Annotated in this window: 24 protein-coding genes; 16 read left to right on the top strand and 8 right to left on the bottom strand. The window is 71.9% G+C overall.

Annotated features, from left to right (window positions below):
* The first annotated feature begins 9 nt into the window (after positions 1-9).
* The 6 genes from DFQ13_RS21485 (at position 10) to DFQ13_RS35185 (ending at position 4,973) form a co-directional block, all read left to right on the top strand.
* Positions 10-642 carry a hypothetical protein gene (locus DFQ13_RS21485; protein WP_110081103.1) on the top strand — a complete coding sequence of 211 codons (633 nt, stop codon included), beginning with the start codon at positions 10-12 and terminating at the stop codon, positions 640-642.
* A complete protein-coding gene (locus tag DFQ13_RS21480; RefSeq protein WP_110081192.1) occupies positions 639-1,301 on the top strand; it encodes a DUF6875 domain-containing protein in 663 nt (220 codons plus the stop codon). Before DFQ13_RS21485 ends, DFQ13_RS21480 begins: the two co-directional genes overlap by 4 nt.
* On the top strand, positions 1,298-1,903 hold the full coding sequence (locus tag DFQ13_RS21475) for a hypothetical protein (RefSeq protein WP_110081102.1): 606 nt from the start codon (positions 1,298-1,300) through the stop codon (positions 1,901-1,903). The genes DFQ13_RS21480 and DFQ13_RS21475 overlap by 4 nt, the downstream gene beginning before the upstream one ends.
* Complete coding sequence (locus DFQ13_RS21470; protein ID WP_110081101.1) at positions 1,890-3,323, top strand: multicopper oxidase family protein; 1,434 nt, start codon at positions 1,890-1,892, stop codon at positions 3,321-3,323. Before DFQ13_RS21475 ends, DFQ13_RS21470 begins: the two co-directional genes overlap by 14 nt.
* Before the next feature lie 221 nt (positions 3,324-3,544).
* Positions 3,545-4,534 (top strand): AraC family transcriptional regulator, encoded by a 990-nt coding sequence (locus tag DFQ13_RS21465; protein ID WP_035283452.1) that lies wholly within the window; start codon positions 3,545-3,547, stop codon positions 4,532-4,534.
* Positions 4,535-4,868: 334 nt separating this feature from the next.
* Positions 4,869-4,973, top strand: coding sequence for a S8 family serine peptidase (locus tag DFQ13_RS35185; protein WP_146241318.1), 105 nt, complete (start codon positions 4,869-4,871; stop codon positions 4,971-4,973).
* Positions 4,974-5,030: 57 nt separating this feature from the next.
* Here DFQ13_RS35185 and DFQ13_RS21455 read toward each other — a convergent pair whose 3' ends face one another.
* The 3 genes from DFQ13_RS21455 to DFQ13_RS35180 all read right to left on the bottom strand — a co-directional run bounded on the left by DFQ13_RS21455 (position 5,031) and on the right by DFQ13_RS35180 (position 6,471).
* A complete protein-coding gene (locus DFQ13_RS21455) occupies positions 5,031-5,555 on the bottom strand; it encodes a DUF3558 domain-containing protein (protein ID WP_233427635.1) in 525 nt (174 codons plus the stop codon).
* Positions 5,556-5,627: 72 nt separating this feature from the next.
* Positions 5,628-6,011 carry a hypothetical protein gene (locus DFQ13_RS21450; RefSeq protein ID WP_084175695.1) on the bottom strand — a complete coding sequence of 128 codons (384 nt, stop codon included), beginning with the start codon at positions 6,009-6,011 and terminating at the stop codon, positions 5,628-5,630.
* A gap of 91 nt (positions 6,012-6,102) precedes the next feature.
* The gene (locus DFQ13_RS35180; protein WP_233438515.1) at positions 6,103-6,471 is read right to left on the bottom strand and encodes an alpha/beta fold hydrolase; all 369 of its coding nucleotides are present in this window, start codon (positions 6,469-6,471) and stop codon (positions 6,103-6,105) included.
* A gap of 291 nt (positions 6,472-6,762) precedes the next feature.
* On the opposite strand from DFQ13_RS35180, the gene DFQ13_RS21440 reads away from it, so the two are divergent.
* Complete coding sequence (locus DFQ13_RS21440; protein WP_233438514.1) at positions 6,763-7,314, top strand: AraC family transcriptional regulator; 552 nt, start codon at positions 6,763-6,765, stop codon at positions 7,312-7,314.
* Positions 7,315-7,377: 63 nt separating this feature from the next.
* Here DFQ13_RS21440 and DFQ13_RS21435 read toward each other — a convergent pair whose 3' ends face one another.
* From DFQ13_RS21435 to DFQ13_RS21425, 3 genes are read right to left on the bottom strand one after another with little or no spacing between them, the layout of a single operon-like run.
* Positions 7,378-8,169 (bottom strand): MaoC/PaaZ C-terminal domain-containing protein, encoded by a 792-nt coding sequence (locus tag DFQ13_RS21435; protein WP_110081099.1) that lies wholly within the window; start codon positions 8,167-8,169, stop codon positions 7,378-7,380.
* Complete coding sequence (locus DFQ13_RS21430; RefSeq protein ID WP_110081098.1) at positions 8,166-9,395, bottom strand: beta-ketoacyl-[acyl-carrier-protein] synthase family protein; 1,230 nt, start codon at positions 9,393-9,395, stop codon at positions 8,166-8,168. Before DFQ13_RS21430 ends, DFQ13_RS21435 begins: the two co-directional genes overlap by 4 nt.
* Before the next feature lie 7 nt (positions 9,396-9,402).
* Positions 9,403-10,620 carry an aminotransferase class I/II-fold pyridoxal phosphate-dependent enzyme gene (locus DFQ13_RS21425; RefSeq protein ID WP_035283447.1) on the bottom strand — a complete coding sequence of 406 codons (1,218 nt, stop codon included), beginning with the start codon at positions 10,618-10,620 and terminating at the stop codon, positions 9,403-9,405.
* 236 nt (positions 10,621-10,856) lie between these two features.
* Here DFQ13_RS21425 and DFQ13_RS21420 point away from each other — a divergent pair, with 236 nt between their 5' ends.
* From DFQ13_RS21420 to DFQ13_RS21405, 4 genes are all read left to right on the top strand, one after another.
* Positions 10,857-11,741, top strand: a complete 885-nt coding sequence (locus tag DFQ13_RS21420; RefSeq protein ID WP_035283445.1) for a class I SAM-dependent methyltransferase — start codon at positions 10,857-10,859, stop codon at positions 11,739-11,741.
* 13 nt (positions 11,742-11,754) lie between these two features.
* Complete coding sequence (locus DFQ13_RS21415; RefSeq protein WP_233438513.1) at positions 11,755-13,317, top strand: flavin-containing monooxygenase; 1,563 nt, start codon at positions 11,755-11,757, stop codon at positions 13,315-13,317.
* A gap of 14 nt (positions 13,318-13,331) precedes the next feature.
* Positions 13,332-14,846, top strand: coding sequence for an FAD-binding protein (locus DFQ13_RS21410; RefSeq protein WP_110081097.1), 1,515 nt, complete (start codon positions 13,332-13,334; stop codon positions 14,844-14,846).
* 94 nt (positions 14,847-14,940) lie between these two features.
* The gene (locus DFQ13_RS21405; RefSeq protein ID WP_219994573.1) at positions 14,941-16,233 is read left to right on the top strand and encodes an alpha/beta fold hydrolase; all 1,293 of its coding nucleotides are present in this window, start codon (positions 14,941-14,943) and stop codon (positions 16,231-16,233) included.
* Positions 16,234-16,337: 104 nt separating this feature from the next.
* On the opposite strand, the gene DFQ13_RS21400 is transcribed toward DFQ13_RS21405, so the two are convergent.
* Positions 16,338-16,856, bottom strand: a complete 519-nt coding sequence (locus DFQ13_RS21400) for an RICIN domain-containing protein (RefSeq protein WP_084175684.1) — start codon at positions 16,854-16,856, stop codon at positions 16,338-16,340.
* Between the two features lie 191 nt (positions 16,857-17,047).
* Positions 17,048-18,460 (bottom strand): hypothetical protein, encoded by a 1,413-nt coding sequence (locus DFQ13_RS21395; protein ID WP_233438512.1) that lies wholly within the window; start codon positions 18,458-18,460, stop codon positions 17,048-17,050.
* A 294-nt stretch (positions 18,461-18,754) separates the two neighbouring features.
* Between DFQ13_RS21395 and DFQ13_RS21390 the strand changes: the two genes are divergently transcribed.
* From DFQ13_RS21390 to DFQ13_RS21370, 5 genes are read left to right on the top strand one after another with little or no spacing between them, the layout of a single operon-like run.
* Positions 18,755-20,434, top strand: a complete 1,680-nt coding sequence (locus tag DFQ13_RS21390) for a non-ribosomal peptide synthetase (protein WP_110081095.1) — start codon at positions 18,755-18,757, stop codon at positions 20,432-20,434.
* A gap of 2 nt (positions 20,435-20,436) precedes the next feature.
* Positions 20,437-21,372, top strand: a complete 936-nt coding sequence (locus DFQ13_RS21385; protein ID WP_110081094.1) for a chlorinating enzyme — start codon at positions 20,437-20,439, stop codon at positions 21,370-21,372.
* On the top strand, positions 21,369-22,463 hold the full coding sequence (locus DFQ13_RS21380; protein ID WP_110081093.1) for an alpha/beta fold hydrolase: 1,095 nt from the start codon (positions 21,369-21,371) through the stop codon (positions 22,461-22,463). Before DFQ13_RS21385 ends, DFQ13_RS21380 begins: the two co-directional genes overlap by 4 nt.
* A complete protein-coding gene (locus DFQ13_RS21375) occupies positions 22,460-23,680 on the top strand; it encodes an FkbM family methyltransferase (RefSeq protein ID WP_110081092.1) in 1,221 nt (406 codons plus the stop codon). Before DFQ13_RS21380 ends, DFQ13_RS21375 begins: the two co-directional genes overlap by 4 nt.
* A complete protein-coding gene (locus DFQ13_RS21370) occupies positions 23,677-24,816 on the top strand; it encodes an acyl-CoA dehydrogenase family protein (RefSeq protein ID WP_110081091.1) in 1,140 nt (379 codons plus the stop codon). The genes DFQ13_RS21375 and DFQ13_RS21370 overlap by 4 nt, the downstream gene beginning before the upstream one ends.
* Positions 24,817-24,938: the final 122 nt, after the last annotated feature.

The raw sequence follows: 24,938 nt of genomic DNA, 5'->3' as shown, positions 1-24,938 counted from the left end.
GATCCCCCCATGACCTACACCGAGCCCGCGACCGCGGCGCGGACGATCCGGCCCGGCGGGCCGGAGGACACCGACCGGTTGTGCGGACTGCTGGCCGAGGCGTTCCAGGACGACCCGCTGACCGCGTGGATTCTGCCCGACCCGGTCGAACGGGCGGCGGCGCTGCCCGCGTTCTTCCGGGTCTTCGTCGACCTGTCGCTGGCGCACGGCGGGGTCCTGGTCGGTGGGGACTTCGCCGCGGCGCTGCTGTACCTGTCCCCCGCCGGGTGGGAGGAGGCGCAGGAGCGCGACGAGGACGTGCAGCGCAGGCTCGCCGAGGCCGTCGGTTCCGGCACCGCGGCGCTGTTCACCATCCTGGCGATGCAGGCCGCGCACCACCCGTCGGAGGAACCGCAGTACTACGCCTCCTTCGGCGCGGTGCGCCCCGGCGAGCAGCAGGGCGGGTGGATGACCGGGATGCTGAGCCTGCTGGTCGCCCGCGCCGACGCCGAGGGCGTGCCCACCTACGTCGAGGCCAGCTCCCCCGGCGGGTACGCGGTGAGCCTGCGCAACGGGTTCGCGCCGCTGGGCACGGAGATCCGGCTGCCCGACGGCCCGGTGCTGCGCCCGATGTGGCGCCCGGCGCGGAGGTCCGGGGCGTGAACGGCGACCGGCACGTCCTCCTCTTCTCCGCCGAGGAGGTCGCCCGCGGGCGGGTGCCCGCCGAGCACGCGGCCGTGCTGCGCACGGTCCTGGACTGGAGCGAGGAGTTCCTCGTCTCCCCGCACCCCGACCTGGGCCGCACCGGCCCGGTGTGCCCGTACACCCAGTCGTCGCTGCGCAAGGGGCTCTACCACCTGGCCGTGACGCGCACCGGCGACCTGGGCGCGACCGTGGCCGCGCTGCGGTCCTGGTACGAGCGCTTCGCCGCCGACCTGTCCGACGCCGACCGCGAGCTGCTGACGATCCTGGTGGCGCTGCCGCACCTGGACCACACCGACTCCACCGAGCTGGACGCGGTGCAGCGGGCGGCCAAGGACGAGTTCGTCGCCGAGGGCCTGATGATCGGCCAGTTCCACCCGGTGTGCGCCGAACCGGGGCTGTGGAACGACGACTTCCGGCCACTGGTGTCACCGGTCCCGCTGCTGGCCATCCGGCAGATGCTCGTGTTCGACCTGCTGTTCGTCGTCGACGACGAGGCGCACCTGGACAGCTACCTGCGCCGGTTCGCCCCGGCCATCCCGTCGCGGGTGCGCGACCTGCTCACCGTGCGGCTGCGCCCCACCGGCGTGCCCGGCGTCCCGGTGGGGGTGACGGCGTGAGCGGCGGGGGGAACGCCCTGGGGCGGGTCCGGGAAACGCCCGTGCTGCTCGGCGCGGGCCTGGTGGCCGCGCTGGCGGCGTGGGAGCTGCGCGGGCACGCGCGGCCCCTGGTCTCCGGGTCGGCGAAGGCGCACGCGCTCGCCGGTTCGGTGTCGCACCACGGCCCGGTGCCGGGCCAGTACGTCCCCCCGCCGGACGTGGTCGGCGACGCGCTGGCCAACCAGGTGGGCCTGGTGGCGCTGGCGGTCCTGCCCGCCGCCGCCGGGATCGCCTGCGCCGCCGCGCTCACCCGGCGGCTGTTCACCGGGCGGCGGCCCGCTCTCGGGATGACCCCGAGGCTGGTCTTCGCCGCCCTCGCCGCGCTGTCCGCGGCCCTGGTGACCGCCGCGGTCGCCGGGGCCGCCCTGGGCAGCGCGGTGACGGCGCTCGACTCGCTGGAGTCGGCCGTGCAGGTGCTGCGCACCACGTTCGTGGGCGCCGTCCTGGTCACCGCCGTCCTCGGCCCCCCGTGGCGCACCTCCGTCCCCGAGGTGTCCGCCGACCACCCCGCACCGGATGACCGGGCCGGAAGACCAAGGACCCTGACCCATGCTCAAGCGTAGAGACGTGATCAAGCTCGGCGCGGTGACCGGCGCCGTGGTCGCCCTGCCCCTGGAGAAGGTCGCCGCGAGCGTCTTCGGCCCGTCCTGGTCGGCGGGGGCGTTCAGCCGCCCGCTGCCCGTCCCGACCCCGATGCGCCCCTCGCGGCTGCGGCTGGACCGCGACGTCTACGACCTGACCGTGGACAAGTCGACCGCGGAGATCGTCCCCGGGGTGCGCACGCCCATCCTGTCCTACAACGGCACCTTCCCCGGCCCGATGATCGTGGCCAGGCGCAACCGCCTGGTGCAGGTCAACGTGCACAACCGGCTCGCCGCCGACACCGCGGTGCACCTGCACGGCGGCAACACCCCGCAGGCCAGCGACGGCCACCCGCTCGACGTGATCAAGCCCGGCGCGTCGCGGACCTACCTGTACCCGAACCGGCAGCCCGCGGCGACGCTCTGGTACCACGACCACGCCCACCACATGGAGGCCGAGCAGGTCTACCGCGGCCTGTCCGGGCTCTACATCGTGGAGGACGCGGTGTCGCGGTTCCGCCTGCCGTCGGGCAAGCACGACATCCCGCTGATGTTCCGCGACGTGAACCTGGGCGCCGACGGCACGATGACCTGGGAGCTGTTCGGCCAGCCCAACCGCTCCACGGTCCTGGTCAACGGCGTCGCCCAGCCGCACCTGACCGTGCAGCGCCGCCGCTACCGGCTGCGCCTGCTCAACTGCTCCAACGAGCGCTCGATGCGCTTCACCCTGGGCAACGGCGCGTCGTTCCTCCAGGTCGCCAGCGACGGCGGGTTCCTGCCCAGGCCGGTCAGCCGCACCGAGGTCGTGCTCTGGCCCGCCGAGCGCGCCGAGGTCGTGGTGGACTTCGCCCCGTTCAAGGCCGGTACCCAGATCATGCTCGAGAACGCCGACGGCGAGGTGGACACGGCGAAGCAACTGCTGCGCTTCGACGTGGCCGACGGTCCCGGTCTGTTCAACGCGGACACCAGCTACGTGCCCGCCACCCTCGTCCCGGCCCCGGCCGACCGCAAGCCCACCGTGACCCGCAAGGTCGTGCTCAGCTTCGACGCGGCAAATGGTGTCTTCCTCATCAACGGGAAGCAGTTCGACCCCGAACGGGTGGACTTCACCGTGAAGCGCGGCAGCACCGAGCTGTGGGAGATCACCAACACCGACACCCAGTTCCAGATCCCGCACTCGCTGCACCTGCACCTCATCCAGTTCAAGGTGCTCGACCGCGACGGGGTGAAGGTGCCGGAGTGGGAGACCTACCCGAAGGACACCGTCCGCGTCCCCCCGGGCAGCACGGTCCGCATCCTGGCCACGTTCGACAGCGAGTACACCGGCGTCTACCCGTTCCACTGCCACTTCGTCGACCACTCGTCGGTGGCGATGATGGCGCAGATGCGCATCGTGCCCTGAACGGGCGCACCCCGGTCACCCGTTCGCCGCGATCCGGGCGCCCACAACGGAGTGGGCGGGCACGCCCGGTGATAGGGGGGCTTCCCTAGCGAGCCCCCGGCAGGGCACTCTGAAAGCGGTACCGACATGATCGATATGCAGTGGCTGGACCCATTCGCGGCCCCTTGAGACGCTGACCGCGCCCGGGGTTCGCGCAATGGCTGACCGTCTAGGATGGTGTGATGCAAACGCTGGCGGACGAGACCCTGACGGGGCTGTTGGACGGCCCCCGGGCTCGCGGTGCCTTCCTGCTCCGTTCGATCCTCAGCGAACCCTGGTCGATGCGCATCGAGGACCGGGCCCCGCTGTCGCTGGTGACCCTGGTGCGGGGCAGCGCGTGGATCATGCCCGACGGGGGCGAGCCGGTCCCGCTGAGCGTCGGCGAGATCGCCATCCTGCGCGGCCCCACCCCCTACACGATCAGCGACAAGCCCGGCACCCCCGTCCAGGTGATCATCTCCCCCGGGCAGATCTGCACCACGGTCGACGGCCGCGGCATCGGCGACGCCAAGTCCCTCGGCGTCCGCACCTGGGGCGACAACAGCACCGGCGAGACGGTCATGCTCAGCGGCACCTACCAGATGCAGCGCGAGATCGGCCAACGCCTCTTCGGCGCCCTGCCGCAGGTCCTGGTCCGCCCGATCGAGGCGGGCGACAGCGCCCTGGTGCAACTGCTGGAAACCGAGATGGGCAAGACCGACCCGGGCCAGGAACTGGTCCTCGACCGCATCCTCGACCTGGTCCTGGTCAGCGTGCTGCGCGCCTGGCTCGCCGCACCCGGCCAGGGCGCCCCGGCGTGGTACCGGGCCCAGCACGACCCGGTGGTCGGCGCGGCCCTGCGGATGCTGCACAACGAACCGGCCCGCCCGTGGACGGTCGCGGGCCTGGCCACCGCCTCCGGCGTCTCCCGCGCCGCCCTCGCCCGCCGCTTCACCGCCCTGGTCGGCGAACCACCGATGAACTACCTCACCAGCCTGCGGCTGGCACTCGCGGCGGACCTGCTGCGCGAGCAGGACGCCACCATCGGGTCGGTGGCGCGCAAGGTCGGCTACGGCAGCTCGTTCGCGCTGAGCACCGCGTTCAAGCGGGTGCGCGGCATGAGCCCCCAGGAGTACCTGCGCCAGGCCGCGGAGAACGCGGGCGTCGTGGAGAACATGGCCGCCGTCGGCTGAGCCCCCCGCCGCCGATCGCCCGTCCCCGTCCCGGGGGCGGGCGATTTCGCGTTCCGGACCGCCGTCCGGCCGCAAGCGCGGGGTCGACGATCGGCCACCGCAGGCACCCAACCCACCCCGACTTCACCGGCCGGGGCCAGAACGCCCACGACTCGGTCGACGGCAGCAACGACGACTGCAACGGCCACGGCACCCACGTCGCGGGCACCATCGGCGGCGCGGCGCACGGTGTCGCCGAGAACGTCCGACTCCGCGGCGGCAGCGGCACCTGGTCCGGCGTCATCGCGGGCATGGACTGGGTCACCGCCAACCACGCCCGTCATCGGTCGCCAACATGTCCCTCGGCGGCACCAACACCATCAGCGGCACCTCCGTGGCCACCCCGCACGTGGTCGGCGTGGCCGCCCTCTTCAAGAGCAGCCAGACCGGCGGCCTGTGACCCGCTGAACCGCGGTCCCGCGCCGGTGACCCTCCCGGCGCGGGACCGCGTCGAGCTTCACGGCAGTTCGGGCTCGACCACCTTGGCGGCGTCCAGAGCCGCAGTGCACAACTCAGGCGCATCATCACCGGACGCCTGCACGTCCACCCGCGAGGTCGCCGTCACCTCGATCGAGATCGCACACACGCTGCCACCAGCGCGGACAGACTGGATCGCCCGCCGGGACCCCACCGTCACCGGCGTCTTCTCCCCGACGGCATTCACCTGATCGATCCCCGACTCCGGGAACACGAGCACCCCCAGGGCATAGCCGTCTGGAACAGCCGGGTTGTCATCCACCTGCCACTGGCAGTACTTGGAGGACGTGGTTTCGTTCGGCTTCGGCTCCCCGGTGACCCCCAACGTGCGCTTCTGCGCATCGGTCAGCATCTCGCACGGGTCGAGCGAAGCCAACGAACCACCACCCGATTCCGAGGAAGTCGTGCTCGGGCTGCTCGACTCACCGGAATCACCAGTGGTGGGCGCACCGGTCGCGCTCGCATTCCCGACAGGATTTCCCGGCGTCTCCTGCGAGCACCCCACGACACCGCCCAGCAGTACAACAGCGGAAGTGACAACCGCCAGCGAACGCCTCACCGGAAGACCACGCCCCTCTCACGCGAACTTGCTCGCACTCGTCTCATCGGCCTCACGGTAGTTTTCCATCGCCTGCTTGATCGCGTCCTCGGCCTGCTGCAAGGTCTCGCGAAAAGCCATGAGTTGGGTGATGAAGCCCCGCTCATCGGTGGCCACCTGCTGCATGAACGGCTTCATCACCTGTGCCGCGTTGCTGCTGCCCAGCATCGGCTGTTGCTCCAAGGCACCCAGGTCACCCTGCTTTTCGTTGATCCAGTCCTTCATCTTCTTGATCGCCGCCAACAGCGCGTCGCCGCCTGTCCGGTTGACGGCGAACTGGCCTGCGGCGGCGGCGCCCGCGAAGGCGTCGATCGACTTGCCGATGGCGTCGAGCGGTGCCCCCGCGCCCTCGTCTATGTACATCGCCAGCCCCCTCACGCTCCGTGCCGATGCCATCACGATAGCCACCGCAACCACAGCTCGTCCCGGGCATCGAAACATTCCCCCGACCGCGCTACACCCGCTCCACGAACCCCCGCACCCGCTCCGCGATCCGGTCCCGATCCGGTGCCCGCAGGTACACGAAGTGCCCAGCCTCCGGCAGCACTTCAACGTCCGCACCAGGCAGCAGCTCCGCCAGCAACCGAGCTGCGGCAACCCCGTCGTGCACAGCGCTGCGGGCGGCGAACATCGCCAGCACCGGCACCGACAGCGCGCTGATCTGCTCCGCCGCGGGCCGCACCTGGAACGGCACCCGCACGCGGTACTCCCGGATACCGGCCAACACCAGCCGCACGTCCGCCCGGTCCAGGACGTCAGCCCCGGCCGACCACCGCAGGAACCGCCGCCACACCCAGTCCCGGTTGACGAGACCGCCGAGCACCCCGTACCCGAGGGGATCAGTTCCGCGTGGCAGGTCGCCGTCCCCATCATCCCGGGCAGCAGCACCACCGGTGCCCCTCCGCTCCCGAACCGGTACACCCTCGTGCTGCCGTGCGCCGTCACCACGTCGTGCACCTCGTCCGGCTGCGGACACCGAGCCATCGCCAGGTCGTAGGCGGCGAAGTACCGCTCCCGCCCCGGGGCGGACCTGAACTCCCCCAGTCGATTCCCTCTCATGCGGGGAACCTACGAAATCCCCGGTGCGCCGTATTGGACGAAGGTAGGTGCGGCCGTGGACGCGGGCTGGTCGCTGGTGGACGCGGGCTGGGACGTCGAGCGGGCTCCGGCCGAGCGCGTCTTCGCCACCCCGCACCCGAGCCTCGCCGACCACGTCCTCACCTGCACCGCCCACGACTTCCCGGACTCGGAAGCGTTTCCCTGGCGCATCGCCCCCTTGGGCGCCGTCACCGTGACGATCGATCTGGCCGCCCCGCCACTCCGCCGGACCCCGGCGGCCTCCCCCGTCATGGGCCTGCGCGACCGCCCCCTGGTGATCGAGCAGGGTGGCGCCAACCGCGGCATCATCGTCGCCCTGACCCCCGCGGTCGCCGACGAAATCGGTTGGACCCGGCAGCACCTGAGCACCCGCTTCCGCGAGCAGGTCGGCCTCACCCCGAAGGCGGTGGCCCGGATCGCCCGCCTGCACCGCGCCGTCACCCTCCTGAACCACCCCTCCGCCCTGCCGCTCGCCGAGGTGGCCCACCGCTGCGGTTACACCGACCAGCCCCACCTCAACCGCGACTTCCGCGCCCTCACCGGCTGCACCCCCACCGAATACCGCTGACCCCGGGGACGACAACAACACCGAACAGCCGCCAGGCCGTCCGGTGTCATCGTCGGTTCCGCGCTACACAGCCAGTTGCGCCCACCCGGCCTTGAGCGCGATGCCCTCCGGCGTGCGCACGGTGAACGCCACCACCCCGTTCTCCCCGGGCTGGAACGTCACCTCCAGCGGCACCCCCGGCCGGACCGGGTTCGAGAACCGCGTCCCGATCCCCTTCAGCGCCGACGCGTCCCCACCGGCGAAGCGGTCGACCAGTTCCTCCGTCACCACCGCCAGCACGCTCATCCCGTGCGCGATCACCCCCGGGAACCCGGCCGCCGCAGCGGCTTCCGGGTCCAGGTGGATGGGGTTCTCGTCGTGGGCGACGACCGCGTAGCGCGGGACCATGCCCTCCGGGATGGTCAGGGTGACCGTGACGGCTTCCCCTGTCCCCCGGTGCATCGGGTAGCGGGGCAGTTCGCCGAACGCCTCCGGGCCGGTTGCGCCGGAGAGCATCGCGCCGGTCACCAGGGAGGCGACCACCGTGCCGTCCTCGGCCTCGATGACGCCCCGCAACGCGATCCGGACCCCGGCCCCCTCGGGCTTGCCGCCCAGGGCCCCGGTCGTGACCGTGACCCGTTCCCCGGCGACCAGTGGCCGGTGCACGGTGATCTCCTGGCTAACGTGGACCCGGGAGACGTCCCCGGTGACCGCCAGCTTGTCGAAGGTCAGGTCGAAACCCCGGTGCGCCAGCACGAACGCGTGCAGCGGCGACGCACCCTCGGCACTGGAGCCCAACGGCGACCGGACCACCGAGCGGAACTCGGTCAGTTCAGCAGCCGAGACCTCGTGCTCGAAGCTGGATTCCAGGCTCATGCGGGGCTCACCACCAGGCAGGCGTTGTGGCCGCCGAACCCGAACGAGTTCGACAGGGCGGGGCCGGGGGTGATCTGCCGGGGTGCCTTGTGCACCACGTCGATCTCCAGGCCGGGTTCGGTCGTTTCGTGGTTGGCCGTGGGCGGGATGAGGCCGTCGCGCAGGGTCAGCAGGGTGGCGATGGCCTCGACCGCGCCCGCCGCACCGATGAGGTGGCCGATGACGCCCTTGATGGAGGTGACCGGGGGGCCCGCCGGGCCGAAGACCTTGGCCAGGGCCTGGGCCTCGGCGCGGTCGTTGAGCGGGGTCGAGGTGCCGTGCGCGTTGACGTGGACGATGTCGGAGACCGACAGGCCCGCGTCGGTGATCGCGCCGTGCATGGCGGCCATGGCGGCGGAGCCGTCCGGCAGGGGCATGGCCAGGTGGTATGCGTCGGCGCTGGAGCCGTAGCCGGAGACCAGGCCGTACACGTGGGCCTGGCGGGCCTTGGCGTCCTCCAGGCGCTCCAGCACCACGAAGCCCGCGCCCTCGCCCATGACGAAGCCGTCGCGGTCGACGTCGAACGGGCGCGAGGCCAGCTCGGGGGCGTCGTTGCGGGAGGAGACGGCGTTGAGGTTGTTGAACGCGGCCAGGGTGACCGGGCTCAGCGTCGACTCGGCGCCACCGGCGATGACCACGTCCACGCGGCGGTCGCGCAGCATGAGCATGGCGTGGCCGATCGCGTCGACGCCGCTGGCGCAGGTGGTGGCGATGGTCAGCGCCGGGCCGTGCCAGCCCAGGCGCATGGCCAGCAGGGCCGCCGCCGCGTTCGGCATCGACACCAGCGGCAGCAGCGGGTTGACCTTCGCCGGGCCGTGCAGGAAGTAGTTGCCGACCTCGGCGTCGGTGGTCTGGCGACCGCCGACGGCGTTGCCGACCACGATCGCGGTGCGGGCCGGGTCGGGCTGCGGGGAACCGGCGTCGCGGTAGGCGGCCAGGGCGGCGGTGACGCCGAACCGGGCGAACGGGTCCATCCGGCGGGCTTCCTTCTTGGTGAGGATGCCGACCTCGTCGAACCCGCGCACCGCGCAGCCGAAGCGGGTGCCGATCTTGCTCATGTCCTCGTCGGTGACCAGGTCGGCGGCCATGGACTTGCCCGCCACGACGTTGGTCCAGAAGTCGTCCACGGTCGAGCCCGCCGGGGTGACCACACCCAGGCCGGTGACCGCGATCTCGGTCGTGCCCATGGTGGCCTCAGCCGCCGATCAGCCGGAGCTGGCGGGCCGCGGTGATGAACGCCTCGGCGCCCGCGTCCACGTCGTCCTTCGAGTGCGCCGCGGTGATGGCGATGCGCAGCCGGGCCCGGCCCTTCTCCACCGCCGGGGTCATCACCGGCAGGCCGATGACGCCCGCCTTGCGGGAGGCGGTGGCGAAGTCCCAGGCGTTCTCGTCGGAGCCGACGATCAGCGGCACCACGGCGGTCTGCGACAGGCCGGTGTCGAAGCCCGCCTCCTGCACGATCGAGCGGAACCGCGCCGACTCGGTCTGCGCGTGGGTGACCCGCCACGGCTCCCGGTCCAGGATGCGGATGGTCTCCAGGGCCGCGCCGACCGCCGCCGGGTTGAGGGCGGCGGAGAACAGGAACGGCCGGGCCAGCCGCTTGAGGTACTGGAGGAACGCCTCCGAGCCGCACAGGTAGCCACCGTTGGACGGGACCGCCTTGGACAGCGTGCCGACCTTGATGTCGGCCTTGACCTCGTAGTTGAAGTGTTCCTCGATGCCGCGGCCGGTGGCGCCGATGGTGCCGAGGGCGTGCGCCTCGTCGACCATGAGCAGCGCGCCGTGGCGGTCGCAGACCTCGCGCAGCTCCGGCAGCGGGGCGATGTCGCCGTCCATGGAGTAGACGCTGTCGACGATGACCAGCAGCGTGCCGGACTTGTCGGCGGCGGCCAGGCGGCTGTCGAGGTGCTTGGGGTCGTTGTGCCGGAAGCGGGTCAGCTTCGCCCCGCTGAGCTGCGCGCCGTCGACGATGCTGGCGTGGTCGAGCTTGTCCAGGAAGATGGTGTCCCCGGCGCCGACCAGGGCGCCGATGGTGCCGACGTTGGCGGCGTAGCCGGAGCTGAACACCAGGGCACCCTCGCGGCCGAAGAACTTCGCGATCTCGCCCTCCAGCTCCTCGTGCAGCGGGACGGTGCCCGCCAGCGCGCGGACGCCGGGGGTGCCGGTGCCGTAGGTGTCGACCGCGGCCTTGGCCGCCTCCAGCACCCGGGGGTCGCCGTTGAGGCCGACGTAGCCGTAGCCGGACATCATCAGGAACCGCTCGCCGTCGAGGTGGACGTACGGGGTGCCCACCTCCGGGGTGTACGCCACGAAGTTGTTGCGGCGGGCGGGCTCCCACTCCAGCTCCCTGATCCGATGGTTGATCGCCTCAACCTTCGGCGTGATGTGTCGCCACGCAACTGAGTCGTTCACATGCCTCTCCTCACCGTGGGTTCCGCAAGACCGCTTGAAACCTCGTCGAGGCTTGTTCTACGACACCGGCTGCAAGTCCGACGCAAGACGTGTTCGCGCGTCTCACCACTGGGAGGAGCGCAACGGGGGGCGGTTTCCGGACTTGCGCGGCTGTTGCGCCCACCGCGATTACCTCATCCCCAGTTTGAGGAGGCCGCCAGCCGCGCCCCGGAGCCACGACAAGGAAGAAGGCCACCATGACCACCCTCGAAACCCGGCAGATCAACCCCGAGGTCGACGCGATCCGCCACCACTACGAGGTCAGCAACGACTTCTACCGCCTGATCCTGGGCCCGGCGATGATGTACTCCGGCGGCTACTGGTACGAGGGCGAGGACCTGCGCGAGGCCCACGACGAGGCCCAGTACCGCAAGCTCGACGCCTTCATCGAGGCCGCCGGTGCCGTGGGCGCCAAGAAGGTCCTCGACATCGGCTCGGGTTGGGGCACCATGCTCACCCAGGCGGTGGACAAGCACGGCGTGCAGAAGGCCGTCGGCGTCACCCTGAGCCGCAGCCAGAAGGAGTACGTCGACTCCCTCGGCAACGACAAGGTCGAGATCAAGGTGGAGAGCTGGGAGGACCACCGCACCGACGAGCCCTACGACGCCGCGTTCTGCGTCAACGCCCTGGAGCACTTCGTCCTCTCCAGCCTCACCCCGAAGGAGCGCGTGAACCGCTTCCGCGCCTTCTTCAACCAGTGCCACTCGCTGATCAAGCCGGGCGGTCGCCTGGTCCTGCACATGATGACCATCGAGTCGCCGCGGATCACCCGCCAGCTCATCGACGACCTGAAGTTCCTGCAGCGCGAGGAGTTCGAGGGCTGCTACATCCCGCACACCAACGAGCTGGTGCAGTCGTTCGAGGGCAAGTTCGAGATCATCGAGCTGCGCAACGAGCGCGAGACCTTCTCCCGCGCCTGCCGGGCGTGGCTGGAGAACCTGGCCGAGCGCCGCCCCGAGGCCGTCGGGATGGTCGGTGAAGAGGTCGTGCAGCGCTTCGAGCGCTACCTGGACATCTTCGCGTACACCCTTGAGGACAAGGTCTTCAACAACTTCCGCATCGTCCTGCACCGCAACGCCTGAGGACTGGTCTGCCGTGACTATCACCGACTCCACGATCGACTCTCCGGCCGGCCCGACCTCCAGCGGCGGCAACGGAAAGCGCACCCACCACGTGAAGGTCGCGATCATCGGCACCGGTTTCTCCGGGCTGGGCATGGCGATCCGGCTCCAGCAGTCCGGCGTGGACGACTTCCTGCTCTTCGACCGCGCCGACGAGGTCGGCGGGACCTGGCGCGACAACAGCTACCCCGGCGCCGAGTGCGACGTCATGGCGCTGCTGTACTCGTTCTCCTTCGCCCAGAACCCGAACTGGTCGAAGACCTTCGGCACCCGCGACGAGCTGTTCACCTACCTCAAGGACCTGACCGACCGCTTCCGGCTGCGCCCGCACATCCGGTTCCGGCACGAGGTCGTCTCCGCCGACTGGGACGACGAGGCCAAGGTCTGGCGGATCGCCACGACCGCCGGGGACTACACCTCGCAGGTCCTGGTGACCGGCACCGGTTACCTGTCCGACCCGGTGGTGCCGGACATCGCCGGTCTGACCGACTTCCAGGGCACGATGTTCCACTCCTCTCGGTGGGACCACGACTACGACCTCGACGGCAAGAAGGTCGCCGTCATCGGCACCGGCGCCTCGGCGTTGCAGTTCGTGCCGAAGATCCAGCCGAAGGTCGGCGAGCTGCACGTCCACCAGCGCACCCCCGCCTGGATCGGCCCGAAGAACGACAAGCCCACCTCGAAGCTCAAGGGCTGGATGTTCCGCAAGGTCCCCGGCTACCAGAGCTTCCGCCGCGGGTTCAACCAGTGGGGCCGCGAGGTCCTGGCGTTCATGATGACCCGCCCGCCGATCGCCGAGAAGACCCTGGGCGGCATGACCGCCAAGCACCTGGCGAAGTCGGTGGCCGACCCGGAGCTGCGCGCCAAGCTCACCCCGGACTACACCGTCGGCTGCAAGCGGATGCTGTTCTCCAACTACTACTACCCGGCGATCCAGGCCGACAACGCCCAGCTCATCACCGACGGCATCACCCAGGTGGGCCCGAACTCGATCACCACCGCGGACGGCACCACCCGCGAGGTCGACGCGATCATCCTGGCCACCGGCTTCGCCGCCACCGAGCGCCCGTTCGCCGCCCGGATCACCGGCAAGGACGGCCTGACCCTGGGCAAGGAGTGGGCCGAGAACGGGATGACCGGGTACCGGGGCACCACCGTCAGCGGGTTCCCGAACCTGTTCATGCTGCTCGGCCCGGGCACCACGCTGGGGCACTCGTCGCAGACGGTCATGATCGAGGCGCAGTTGAACTACGTGCTCGACGCGCTGAAGGTCATCGACGCCCGCGGCCTGGCCTCGGTCGAGGTGCACGCGCAGGCGCAGGCGGCCTTCACCGAGAAGCTGGGCAAGCTCCAGGAGGGCACGGTCTGGACCGCGGGCGGCTGCGCCTCGTGGTACCAGGACGCGCACGGCCGCAACCCCTCGATCTGGCCGACCTACACCTGGCGGTTCCGCAAGGAGACCAAGAAGTTCGACCTGGAGTCCTACCAGGTCACCACGCTCATCGGCGAGCAGAGCCCCATCACGGCTCAGGCGTAAGGGGAACAGGGGACATGGGCAGGATCGACGCAGACACGATCGACGCGGGCAGACCGGCGTTGAGCCGTCGCGGGTTGCTCAAGGGCCTCGGTGTCGGGGCGGCGGTGGCGGGGTTCAGCACGGTCACGGGTTCCTGGGTCACCGCGGACGCGGCGACCCGGACCCCGGGCCTGGTGGCGGCCCCGCGCCTGGAGGGGACGCTGGAGTACAGCCCCGGCGCGCTCGCCGCGTTCGGCAAGGACTTCGGCGGCCTGGTGCACGACCTGCCCAAGGCCGTGCTGCGGCCCGGTTCGGTGGCCGACATCGTCAAGGTCGTGCAGTACGCCCGCCGCCTCGGCCTCAAGGTCGCGGTGAACGGGCAGGGCGGGCGCGACGCCGACGTGGAGTCGCACTCCTGCTACGGCCAGGCGCAGGTCCGCGGCGGCGTGTCCATCGACGCCAAGGCGCTGGCGACCATCCACACCATCGGCAGCAACCACGCCGTGGTCGGCCCCGGGGTCACCTGGGGCGAGCTGGTCACCGCGGGCTACGCCAAGGGCAAGACCCCGCCCGCGCTGACCGACTACCTGCACCTGTCGATCGGCGGCACGGTCAGCGTCGGCGGCATCGGCGGCGGCACCGCGAAGTACGGCCTGCAAGCCGACACCGTCCAGGAGATCGAGGTCGTGACCGGCGACGGCCGCGTCCTCACCGCCACCCCCACCACCCGCGCGGACCTGTTCCACGCCGCGCTCGCGGGCGGCGGGCAGGTCGGGATCATCACCAAGCTCAAGGTCAAGATGATCCCGGCGCCGACCTCGGCGCTCGTGTTCTCCCTGTTCTACGACAACCTGGGCATCTTCCTGGCCGACCAGGAGAAGCTGCTGCGCGACGGCCGCTTCGAGCACCAGTCCGGGGAACTCGCCCGCAAGCCGGACGACTCCGGCTGGTGGTACCGGCTGGAGGCCGTGTCCTACGCCGCCGCCCCCGACCAGGCCGCGCTGCTCAACGGCCTGCGCGACGTGCGGTCGGCCGCGGACATCTACCCCCTGCCGTACCTGGACTGGGTGTTCCGGGCCAACGCCTGGGAGGACTTCCTCAAGGAGAACGACTTCATGGCCCAGCCGCACCCGTGGCTGAGCCTGATCATGCCCGCCTCGACGGTCAAGCGGTTCGTCGAGTCGGTCGTGCCCGAGCTGACCCCCGCCGACCTGGGCGCGGGCTTCTCGGTGCTGTCGCCGATCAACACCGCCAAGGTCAGGCAGCCGCTGTTCTCCCGGGCCGACGAGCCGATCGTCTACCTGTTCGACCTGCTGCGCTTCCCGCCGCCGGGCGAGACCCGGATCGCGGCGATGCTGGAGCAGAACCGCAGGCTCTACGACCGGGCCGTGGCCCTCGGCGGCAAGCGGTACCTCGTCGGCGCCATCCCGGGCATGACCCGCGCGCAGTGGCAGCGGCACTTCGGCCCCGCCTGGTCCGGCCTGCTCGCGGCCAAGCGGCGCTACGACCCGGACCACGTCCTCACCCCGGGTCAGGGCTTCTTCGGCTGATCCCAGTGTCGGGGGCGCGGTCACCGCGTCCCCGACCCCGTTCCCCGCCTCCCCGAAAGGAGGCACTCACCCTTCTGCTCAAGGGAGGCACACGATGCCCACGTACGACATCATCGACACCCACTACATCGAGTCCACACCGGACAAGGTCTGGGCCGAGCTGGTCAGCGAACTCAACGGCGGCGGCAGGTGGTGGACCCCGAAGAACACCTTCAAGGCCGGGGCCCGCCCGCCGCAGGAACTCCTCGGCGAGACCGAGGTGACCGTGCACGCCAAGGGCGTCGACCAGGGCGGCCCGAAGTTCAAGTTCATCGCCCGCACCACCAGCGTGGACCCGGGCAGGCGGATCGCCGCGGACTACGTCTCCGGCTCGTTCCTGGGTTCCTGCGAGTTCTTCGTCGAGCCCGCCGCCGGGAACCGCACCAAGCTGTCGATGCACTTCAACGCCGCCCCACAGGGCTTCATGAAGGTCATCTCGAAGCTGTCGGACGTCGGCCAGCAGCACTCCGAGGGCGCGCAGGGCGCGTTCACCCGGCTCAACGCCCTGCTCAGCGACAAGGCGGCCACCCCGGGTTCGCTCGACTCCACGGTCCGCACCTCCGACGGCGCCGAGATCGCCGTCACCGTCGCCACCCCGGCGGGTCCCTCCCTGGGCACGGTCGTGCTCAGCCACGGCTGGGCCGCGGGCCGCGAGGCGTGGGCGGGCGTGCGGCGCCGCCTGCTGAGCGCGGGCCACACCGTGGTCTCCTACGACCACCGCGGCCACGGCGCCTCGACGCTGGGCTCCGCACCGATCACCGTCGAGCGCCTGGGCCTGGACCTGGCGGACGTGCTCGCCGCGGTCGACGTCCGCGACGCCGTGCTGGCGGGCCACTCCGGTGGCGGGTTCGCCGCCCAGTGGTACGTGACCAACCGGGCCGCCGAGGCCGGGGTCAGGGTGAAGGCGCTGGCCCTGTTCGCCACCGCCGCGCACGACCAGGACGCCCCGAACAGCGAGATCAGCCTGATGGGCAACCCGGTGTTCAGTTGGGCGCTGCGCCGCGCGCCGCTGGGTCGCAAGATGCTCGGCTCGACCCTGGGCCCGGAGCCGCTGCCGTCGGTGAGCGAGACCAACCGCGCGATGTTCGCCGCGATCGACCGCAAGACCCGCGCCGCGTTCTTCGCCGCCGGTCGGGGCATGGACTTCCGCGCCGCCCTCGCCTCGGTCACCGTCCCGACCGTGGTCCTGGCGGGCGACGCCGACACCGTGATCAAGCCGGAGCTGGGTGCCGCCGTCGCCGACGCGCTGCCCAACGCGCGGTTCGAGAGCGTGCCGCGCTGCGGGCACATGCTGCCGCTGGAGGCGCCGGAGCGCCTCACCCAGGTCATCCTGGAGCTGGCGGGCTGAGCAGAGCCCTCGCCGGGTGGTGGTGCCCGGTCGGCCGTGCGCCGACCGGGCACCACCGCGTCCGGGGGTGGCCGGGAACCGGTCACCCCCGGACGGACCTCACGTCACGCGGGGACGCCGTCGAAGGAGAAGCGCTGGTTGGCCTGGCCGTGGCAGGGGTACTGGCGCACCTCGGCCCCGTCCTCCGGGGAGGCGTACGCCACCTCAAGGCACAGGCCGGTGAGGCCGGACACGACCTGGTACCCGTGCGCGGCCTCGCCCTCCACCCGCCACCGCTGGACGGGGCTGCCGTCGCAGGTGCGCTGCACGACGTCCCCGCCCTCCTGGCCCGCGGGCGTCGCCTGGAAGCACTTCAGGGTCGCCTCGGACAAGATCAGCCAGGTGTCGTTGCCCGCGGACTTGGCGGAGAAGCGCTGGCTGACGCGGCCGTCGCAGGTCGACTGGACGATGTTGGTGTCGTCACCCGGGTTCGCGCCCAGCACGTCGAGGCACTTCCCGCTGTGCACCGGGACGATCTGGTGCTGGCCGGGGTCGGTCGTCGCGGTGGCGGTCATCGCCGGAGCCGCCAGCGCGGCGGCGGCGAGGGCGGTCATCACGGCACCACGGGCAGTGGAACGGAACATCGTGCGGTCCTCCGATGGCTGTCGGTCATGCGTCCGTCCACCTTGGTCACATCCGCGGGGCGGGCACAACGCGGTTCACACCGCCGTCCACCCCGATCACCGGTCCAGGTGACGCACGGGTGCCCCGACACCGGTGGGTGTCGTCCGGTCGCGGAGCCGAGGGGAGCCCGAACCCCTCGGCTCCCACGCCGTCAGACGAGCGCGTCGACGCCCGCGACCACCCTGCGGTACCCGGCGGTGGCGAGGGCGGTGTCGCGGTCGACGTACACGACGCCGAAGCGGCCGATCTCCACCGCGCTGAGCATGTAACCGGCCGCCCCGGTGCGCGATTCCGGGTCGAACCGCTCGGTGTCGAGAACGCCGATCAGGTCCGCCGGTCGCAGCGCCCGGTATTCCGGGCGGAGAACCCGGTCGGTGGCGAAGTAGGAACGGGGTGTCCCGTCCTCGGCGCGGAACTCGGCCGTGCTCGGGTCGTATTCGCCGGGAACCAATCCGCGCAGCATGAGAAACGGTGCCGTACCACCACCCATCCGGAGGTTGACCTCCAACCCGAAATGCCGCCACGCGTCCCCGGTGCGGGCGGAGACGAAGTCGACGCTGGCGATTCCGCTCACCCCGGCCCGGGCCAAGGCCGTTCCCGCCCGCAGCGCCATGTCCTGCACCTGCGTGCGGTATTCCGCGCGCGAGGGGAAGGTGCAGCCGACGAAGATCTGCTTCTCCGCCCCGGCGAGCACCTGGTCGTGGGTGGAGAGCACCCGGGCCGCGCCGTCGACGAGCAGCACCTGCGCCGAGGGCGAGGTGGTCTCGTCGGCGGTCACGAACCGCTCGACCACCGCGCCCATCTCGTCGACCTTGGCCGCGTAGTCCTCCCACGAGTCCGGCGGCGAGGCGAACACCGCGCGGCCGGGCAGTTCGCGGCGCACCCAGTCGGCCAGGCCGGTCCCCGGGGCGCCGTCGAAGCTGAACACGACGTTGCCACCTGCGCCGAAGCTGTCGTTGAGCTTGACGATCGCCGAGCCGACGGTCGGGTCGGCCGCGCGCAGGTCGGCCAGCGCGGCCACCACGTCACCGGTGTCGCGCAGCCCGTCGAACCCCGGTGCGACCGGCACCCCCGCCTCGGCGAACAGCCTGCGCGAGCCGGTCTTGGAGCCCAGGCCCGCCAGGTCGGGGTCGGCGGCGAACAGCGGCACGCCCAGCCGCACGGCCAGCGCCCGCTCCTGCGGCGAGCCGTTGAACGCGACCAGCACCGACGGGTCGAGCGCCCGCAGCGCGGCCAGCAGGTCCGGCCGCCGGAGCACCTTCTCAGTGAGTGGAATGGGGTCGCGGCTGCCGCAGTCGAGCATTGTCAGCCGCTCGCGGGTGCAGCCGAACAATCTAAGGGAATAATCGACGACCGCGTCGGCAATCGGTTCGCTGGTGACGAACACCACGCGCACGGCCGGGTCCCGCAGCAATTGCAGGAAGACAAGGAACCGCTCCTCGTAGTGGTTCACCCCGGGGATCTTCACCAGACCGGCGCTGTCGAGCGTCATGCTGGGCACGACCAGCACCGTTCGCGGCGAACGGGCGGAACTGAACGGGTCCACCAGGTCCCGCTGCGTCACCCGAAAGGCGGCACGATCGTCGGTTTCGATTACCATGCGTTCCCGACTCCCTCTCCGAATGGAACGCGAAGCGTACTGCCATCAGTGGTTGACGGAGCACCGGCCCGAGACCAACATGAAAGTGCCTGCCCACTCCCGGCAGGGTGTTCACCGAATCCGCACGGAAGTACCGACGCCCCAGGGTGTCCGTTCACGCTGCGCCCACGATTCCGCCCACCGCAGGAGAAGCAGATGCCACACACCGCTCACCCCGTGGAACGGCAGGCACAATCACTTCCCGAACAATTCTCCCGCATGGCCGACCGCCACCCCCGGCGGGTGGCGGTGACCGCGCCGGACGGCGAGCTGACCTACAGCGAACTGCGCGAGCGCGCGGGCGCGGTCGCCGCCGGGCTGCGCGTCGCGGGCGTGCGCGCCGACACCGTGGTCCCGCTGCTCGCCGAACCCTCGCTGGACCTCGTCGTCGGGTTGGTCGCGGCGGTGACCGCGGGCGGCGCCTACCTGCCCGTCGACCCGGACACCCCGCCCAAGCGGGTCCGGCTGCTGCTCGACGGCCTCGACGCGCCCGCGGTGCTCGCGACGACCGCCACGGCGGCCCTGGTGCCGGGGGCGACCACCGTCCTGCTCGACGCCCCCGGTGACGTCGAGGGCGACCCCGGTGGCGAGCCGGTCCGCGACACCGACCTGGCGTACGTGATCCACACCTCCGGCTCGACGGGCACCCCCAAGGGCGTGCTGGTCGAGCACCGCAGCGTGCTGAACCTGTTCCGCGGCACCGGGTCCCGGTTCGGCTTCGACGAGAACGACGTGTGGACGATGTTCCACTCGGTGGCCTTCGACTTCTCCGTGTGGGAGGTCTGGGGCGCCCTGCTGCACGGCGGCAGGCTGGTCGTGGTGCCGCACGAGGTCTCGCGCAACCCGGGCCGCTTCCGCGCGCTGGTCGGGGCCGAGGGGGTCACGGTGCTGAGCCAGACCCCGTCGGCGCTGCGGCAGTTCGTCGGCACCGGCGCGCCACCGGACAAGCTGCGCCTGGTCGTGCTCGGCGGGGAGCGGCTGGACGTCGGCCTGCTGCGCCCGTGGTTCGACCGGCAGGCCGACGACGGCCCGGAGGTGGTGAACATGTACGGCATCACCGAGACCACCGTGCACGCCTCGCTGCGCCGCATCACCCCGGCCGACTTGGCCGACCCGAGGGTCAGCCCGATCGGGGTCCCGCTGCCCGGCCTGGACTTCCACCTGCGCGGCGACGAGCTGTACGTCACCGGGGTCGGCGTGGCCCGCGGTTACCTCGACCGCCCGGAGCTGACCGCCGAGCGGTTCGTCGACCTCGACGGCGAGCGCGCCTACCGCACCGGCGACCGGGTCCGCCGCCGCGACGACGGCGAGTACGAGTACCTGGGCCGCGTCGACGACCAGCTCAAGGTGCGCGGCTACCGGATCGAGCCCGCGGAGGTGGAGGCGGTCCTCGGCGGGCACCCCGAGGTGGCGGGCTGCCTGGTCGGCGCCCGCGACCACGGCGACGGCGACGTGCGGCTGGTCGCGCACGTGGTGGCGCCGCCGGGGGTCGGCGACGACCCGGTGCGCTGGGAACGCCTGCGCTCGCAGTTGGCCGCGCTGGTCACCGAGGCGCTGCCCCGGCACCTGCGGCCCTCGGCGTACTTCCCGGTGGCGGCGCTCCCGCTGACCCGCAACGGCAAGCTCGACCGGGCCGCGGTGCTGACCGGCGGCGAGGTGGCCGAGGGCACCGAGGGCGAGGTCGACCGGATCTGGCGGGAGGTGCTCGGCGCCGACGCGGTGGACCACGACCTGGACTTCTTCGACCTCGGCGGCACCTCGCTGAGCCTGCTGCGCATGTTCACCAGGGTCAACGAGCACTTCGGCACCGAACTCGACCTGGCGGTGCTGCTCGACGGCGTCACCGTGTCCTCCCTGGCCGCGGCGGTCGAGCGCGCCACCACAGCGACGAAAGGCTGACCGTGACCGAGTTCCCCCTCACCCCCGACGAATTGGCCGGGTTCCAGAAGAACGGCTTCGCCGGTCCGTTCCCGCTCTACGAGCACGACGAGATCACCCAGACCTGGCGCCGCGAGCGCATCCGGCTGATGGACCGCTCCGACGCGGTCTACCAGGACGAGGCGGCCAAGTCCGGCGCCACGAACATCGCCAACTACGACCGGCACCTGGACAACGCGTTCCTCGCCGACCACATCTGCTCCCCGCAGATCGTCGACCGGGTCAGCAGCATCCTCGGCCCGGACGTGCTGTGCTGGCGCACCGAGTTCTTCCCCAAGTACCCCGGCGACGAGGGCACCGACTGGCACCAGGCCGACACCTTCGCCAACGCCTCGGGCACCCCGCAGATCCTGTGGCCCAACGGGTCCGACTTCGGCGGCACGATCACCGTGTGGTGCGCCTTCACCGACGCGATGGTCGACACCGGGTGCCTCCAGTTCATCCCCGGCACCCACCAGAGCATGAACTACGACGAGACCAAGCGGATGCACTACGACCCCGAGCAGGCCACGAACGTGGAGAAGGACGGCGTGCGGCGCGGTTTCTTCGGCTACGACTACCGCGAGCTCCAGATCGACCCGGACTGGAAGCCCGACGAGTCGCAGGCGCGGTCGATGGAGATGCCCGCGGGCCAGTTCATCGTGTTCTGGTCGACGCTGATGCACGCCTCGCACCCGCACAGCGGCCTGAGCAAGCAGATGCGGCTGGGCTTCGCCGCCCGGTACGTGCCGACCTCGGTGCGGATCTACCCCGACACCGAGCAGATCGAGGAGTACGGCGGGCAGGTGAGCCTGGAGCGCTACGGGGCGGTGCTGGTCAGCGGGGAGAACGCCTACGACCACAACCGGATCGCCACCGAGACGACCCTGGGCCACCCGTTCCCCACCCGCCGCCGGTGACGGCCCGCGCGGCGGTCGCGGACGTCGCCCCGCTGCTGCTGGCCCTGGACCCGCCGCAGCGGGTGGCGCTGCCCGCCGCCGCCGCGCCGGTGCTCTCCGCGCTCACCGACGCCCTGGGCCTGCCCGGGGTGTCGGTGGTGCCGGACGTGACCGGGTTGTCGGCGGCGGAACTGGTCATCACCGCCCGATTGTCCCGAGTGGACTGGACGGAGCCGGTGGGGGCGGTGGAACCGCTGCCGATTCCCGCCGTCGTGCCCGCCGCCGACGGCGTGCCGCTGCGCTGCCACCTGTCCGGGCCCGCCGACGGGCCGCCGGTGGTGGTCGTGTCGGCGTGCGGGATGCCGGTGGGGCTCATCTCCCGCTGGCTCGACCGGCTCTCCCGCGAGCACCGGGTGCTCACCTGGGACTCGCGCGGGCTGTTCACCCCGGAGTTCGACGACGGCGCCACCGGCGTCGACACCCAGGCGGCCGACCTGCTCACCCTGCTCGACGCGCACGGCATGACCGGCGCGCACCTGGTCGGTCTGTGCGGGGGCGCGCCGATCGCGCTGGCCGCCGCCGCGCGCACCGACCGGGTCGGCTCGCTGAGCCTGTGGCACGGCGACTACGAACTCGGGGAGGCGGCGCCCAAGACCGCCCACCAGCAGGACGTCCAAGCGCTGATGACCATGGCGGGCCGGTCCAGGGCGAAGGCGGCGTCGCTGCACGGGCTGTTCCGCAGGCCGCAGGCCCTGGCGACGCTGCGCGCGGACATCGCCCACCACCTCTACTACCCGTACGCCACCCCGGAGCTGCTGTACCGCTACGGCGCCCTCAACGGGGCGATCATGGCCACCGACTGCCGCCCGCTGGCCGCCGCCGCGGCGCAGCCGACCCTGGTGGTCACCAGCGGCGCCGACACCACCGCGCACCCGGCCGGGTCGCGGTACGTCGCCGCCGCCCTGCCGAACGCCGCCCTGGTCGAGTTCCCCACCGGTGACCACCTGTCCGCCTTCGACGCGGGCGAGGACCTGCTCACCCTCGCCACCGGCTTCATCGCCGACCCCGACCCCCGCCGCCACAGCGACCAGACAGACCCGGAGCCGAGATGACCGAGCACCCCGCCGTCAGCGCCGCCGTCGTCCGCGGCGGCACCGCCTACGTCGTCCCCGACCCGGTGCGCGCCCCGCTGCCGCACCGGGCGCTGGGCACCGCCCTGCCGGACCCCCTGGCCTGGCACGAGCCGGTGCCGGGGTTCCCGGTCGCCGGGATCAACCGCACCGAGACCGAGTTCCTGCACCGGGAGGTCTGGGCGGACAACGCCTACCTGCGGCACGGGATCGCCCTGCCCGACGGCGCCGTGGTGGTCGACGCGGGCGCCAACATCGGGATGTTCAGCCTGTTCGCCGCCGCGCACAGCCCCGGAGCGACGATCATCGCCGTGGAGCCGCTGCCGGAGGCCGCGGCGGCCGTCGCGGCGAACGCGGCGCTGCACGGCGCCGACGTCACCGTGGTGGCCGCCGCGGTCGGCGACCGGGCGGGCGAGGCGGAGTTCACCTTCTACCCCGGCAACACCGTCATGTCCGGCCGCTTCGCCGACGCCGCGGAGGACCAGGCGGTGCTGCACGCCTACCTGGTCACCGGGGACACCGGCGCCGACCTGAGCGGGCTCGTCGCCGACCGGATGGCCCCGGTGGTGCGGCGGGTGCCGGTCACGACACTGTCGGCGGTGATCGGCGAACGGACCGTCGACCTGCTCAAGCTGGACGTGGAGAAGGCCGAGGAGGAGGCGCTCGCGGGCATCGACGACGCCACCTGGCCGCGCATCCGCCAGATCGCCGTCGAGGTGCACGACCTCGACGGCCGCCTGCGGCGAACCCTGGACCTGCTGGCGGACAAGGGTTTCAGCACCGCCCACGACCAGGACCCCCGGCTGGTCGACACTCCGTGCCACACCGTCTACGGCCGCAGACCCGACGCCCGCCCCGGCAACGGGGTCACCTGGGCGCCACCGCCGGACCTGGCGGCGGAACTGGGCGTCGACCGGGTCGTGTTCGTCCGCTCCCTGGACGAGGTGCCCGAGGAGCAGGCGGGTTCGCGGACCCCGGCCGCGGCCGTGCTGGCCGAGGTGTGGGCGGGGCTGTTCGGTCCCGACGCCGTGCACCCCGACGCCGACTTCTTCGCCCTCGGCGGCAACTCCCTCACCGCCGTCCGGCTCATCGCCCAGGTCGAGGACCGACTCGGCGAGGACGTGCTGGCCCCGGACACGGTGTTCACCGCCACCCGCCTCGCCGACCTGACCGCGGCGCTGGAGGACGCCGTCCGATGAGCCCGCGCTCGGTGCACCTGACCCCGGCCCACGAGGAGTTCCGCGCCGGGGTGCGGGCCACCCTCGCCGCGCACGTCCTCCCGCACCTGCCCGACTGGGAGCGCGCCCGCGCCATCCCCCGCGACGCCTGGGAGCGGCTGGGGTCGTGGGGCTACCTGGGGCTGCTACACACCACCGACGACCTGTTCCGCTCGGTGGTGCTGCTGGAGGAACTGGGCCGCACCGGGTACAGCGGGTTCCGGGCGGCGGTGGCCGTGCACTCCCACATGGCCACCCACTACCTCGCCGCCCACGGGTCGGCGGCGCTCAAGGACCGGTACCTCACCCCCGCCATCGCGGGCACGGCGGTCGCGGCGCTGGCCGTCACCGAACCGCAGGCGGGCTCGGACCTCGGCGCGCTCGCCGTCACCGCCACCCCCGACGGCGACGACCTCCTGCTCGACGGCACCAAGTCCATGATCACCAACGGCACCACCGCGGACTTCCTGGTCGTCGCCGCGCGCACCGGGCGGGCCCGCACCGGCCCCACCGGCGTGTCCCTGGTCGTCGTGGAGACCGCCACCCCCGGCGTCGAGGCCACCCCGCAGGAGAAACCCGGCTGGCACAGCGCGGCCACGGCCGAACTCCGCTTCACCGCCGCCCGGGTCCCCGCGTCGAACGTGATCGGCAAGCGCGACAGCGGCTTCTACTACCTCATGCGCGGCTTCCAGCTCGAACGCCTGGTCGCCGCCACCCTCGCCCTCGGCGGCATCGAGCACTGCCTCGACGCCACCCGCGACCACCTGCGCACCCGGCACGCCTTCGGCGCCCCGCTGGCGAGCAGGCAGGCGCCCCGGCACACGATCGCCGACCTGACCACCCGGCTGCACGCCGCCCGCCACCTGACCTACGACGCGGTCCGGCGGCTGGCGGGCGGCGACCTCCCGGCGACCGAGGCGTCCATGGCCAAGCTGCTCACCACCGAACTGGCCTGCGAGGTCGCCGACCGGTGCCTGCAACTGCACGGCTCGCCCGGCTACGCGGCCGACTCCCCCGTGGCCAGGGCGCACGCCGAGGCCAGGGCCGCCACCATGGCCGCGGGCCCGAGCGAGGTGATGCGCGACCTCATCGCCGCCGCCCTGCTCGACCACCCCTGACCCCGGGCGGGTGAACGCGAGACGCAGGCTTACAGACCCGCGCTTGTCGCGTATGGACCCCGGTGGCGGCGACCGGTTGAATATGGGTGGAAAGTCCGATCTGTTCTTGCCACCCAGGGGGT

This window comes from Actinokineospora spheciospongiae (assembly GCF_003182415.1).
GTDB classification, from domain to species: domain Bacteria; phylum Actinomycetota; class Actinomycetes; order Mycobacteriales; family Pseudonocardiaceae; genus Actinokineospora; species Actinokineospora spheciospongiae.
This window is presented reverse-complemented; position numbering and strand designations above follow the sequence as displayed.

Bases quoted from the DNA above. Each gene is read 5' to 3' on its own strand.
- DFQ13_RS35185 (WP_146241318.1), top strand. From the start codon at position 4,869: ATGTCCCTCGGCGGCACCAACACCATCAGCGGCACCTCCGTGGCCACC.
- DFQ13_RS21370 (WP_110081091.1), top strand. From the start codon at position 23,677: ATGAGCCCGCGCTCGGTGCACCTGACCCCGGCCCACGAGGAGTTCCGC.
- DFQ13_RS21485 (WP_110081103.1), top strand. From the start codon at position 10: ATGACCTACACCGAGCCCGCGACCGCGGCGCGGACGATCCGGCCCGGC.
- DFQ13_RS21405 (WP_219994573.1), top strand. From the start codon at position 14,941: ATGCCCACGTACGACATCATCGACACCCACTACATCGAGTCCACACCG.
- DFQ13_RS21465 (WP_035283452.1), top strand. From the start codon at position 3,545: ATGCAAACGCTGGCGGACGAGACCCTGACGGGGCTGTTGGACGGCCCC.
- DFQ13_RS21400 (WP_084175684.1), bottom strand. From the start codon at position 16,856: ATGTTCCGTTCCACTGCCCGTGGTGCCGTGATGACCGCCCTCGCCGCC.
- DFQ13_RS21390 (WP_110081095.1), top strand. From the start codon at position 18,755: ATGGCCGACCGCCACCCCCGGCGGGTGGCGGTGACCGCGCCGGACGGC.
- DFQ13_RS21450 (WP_084175695.1), bottom strand. From the start codon at position 6,011: ATGTACATAGACGAGGGCGCGGGGGCACCGCTCGACGCCATCGGCAAG.
- DFQ13_RS21430 (WP_110081098.1), bottom strand. From the start codon at position 9,395: ATGGGCACGACCGAGATCGCGGTCACCGGCCTGGGTGTGGTCACCCCG.
- DFQ13_RS21470 (WP_110081101.1), top strand. From the start codon at position 1,890: ATGCTCAAGCGTAGAGACGTGATCAAGCTCGGCGCGGTGACCGGCGCC.
- DFQ13_RS21410 (WP_110081097.1), top strand. From the start codon at position 13,332: ATGGGCAGGATCGACGCAGACACGATCGACGCGGGCAGACCGGCGTTG.
- DFQ13_RS21375 (WP_110081092.1), top strand. From the start codon at position 22,460: ATGACCGAGCACCCCGCCGTCAGCGCCGCCGTCGTCCGCGGCGGCACC.
- DFQ13_RS21420 (WP_035283445.1), top strand. From the start codon at position 10,857: ATGACCACCCTCGAAACCCGGCAGATCAACCCCGAGGTCGACGCGATC.
- DFQ13_RS21435 (WP_110081099.1), bottom strand. From the start codon at position 8,169: ATGAGCCTGGAATCCAGCTTCGAGCACGAGGTCTCGGCTGCTGAACTG.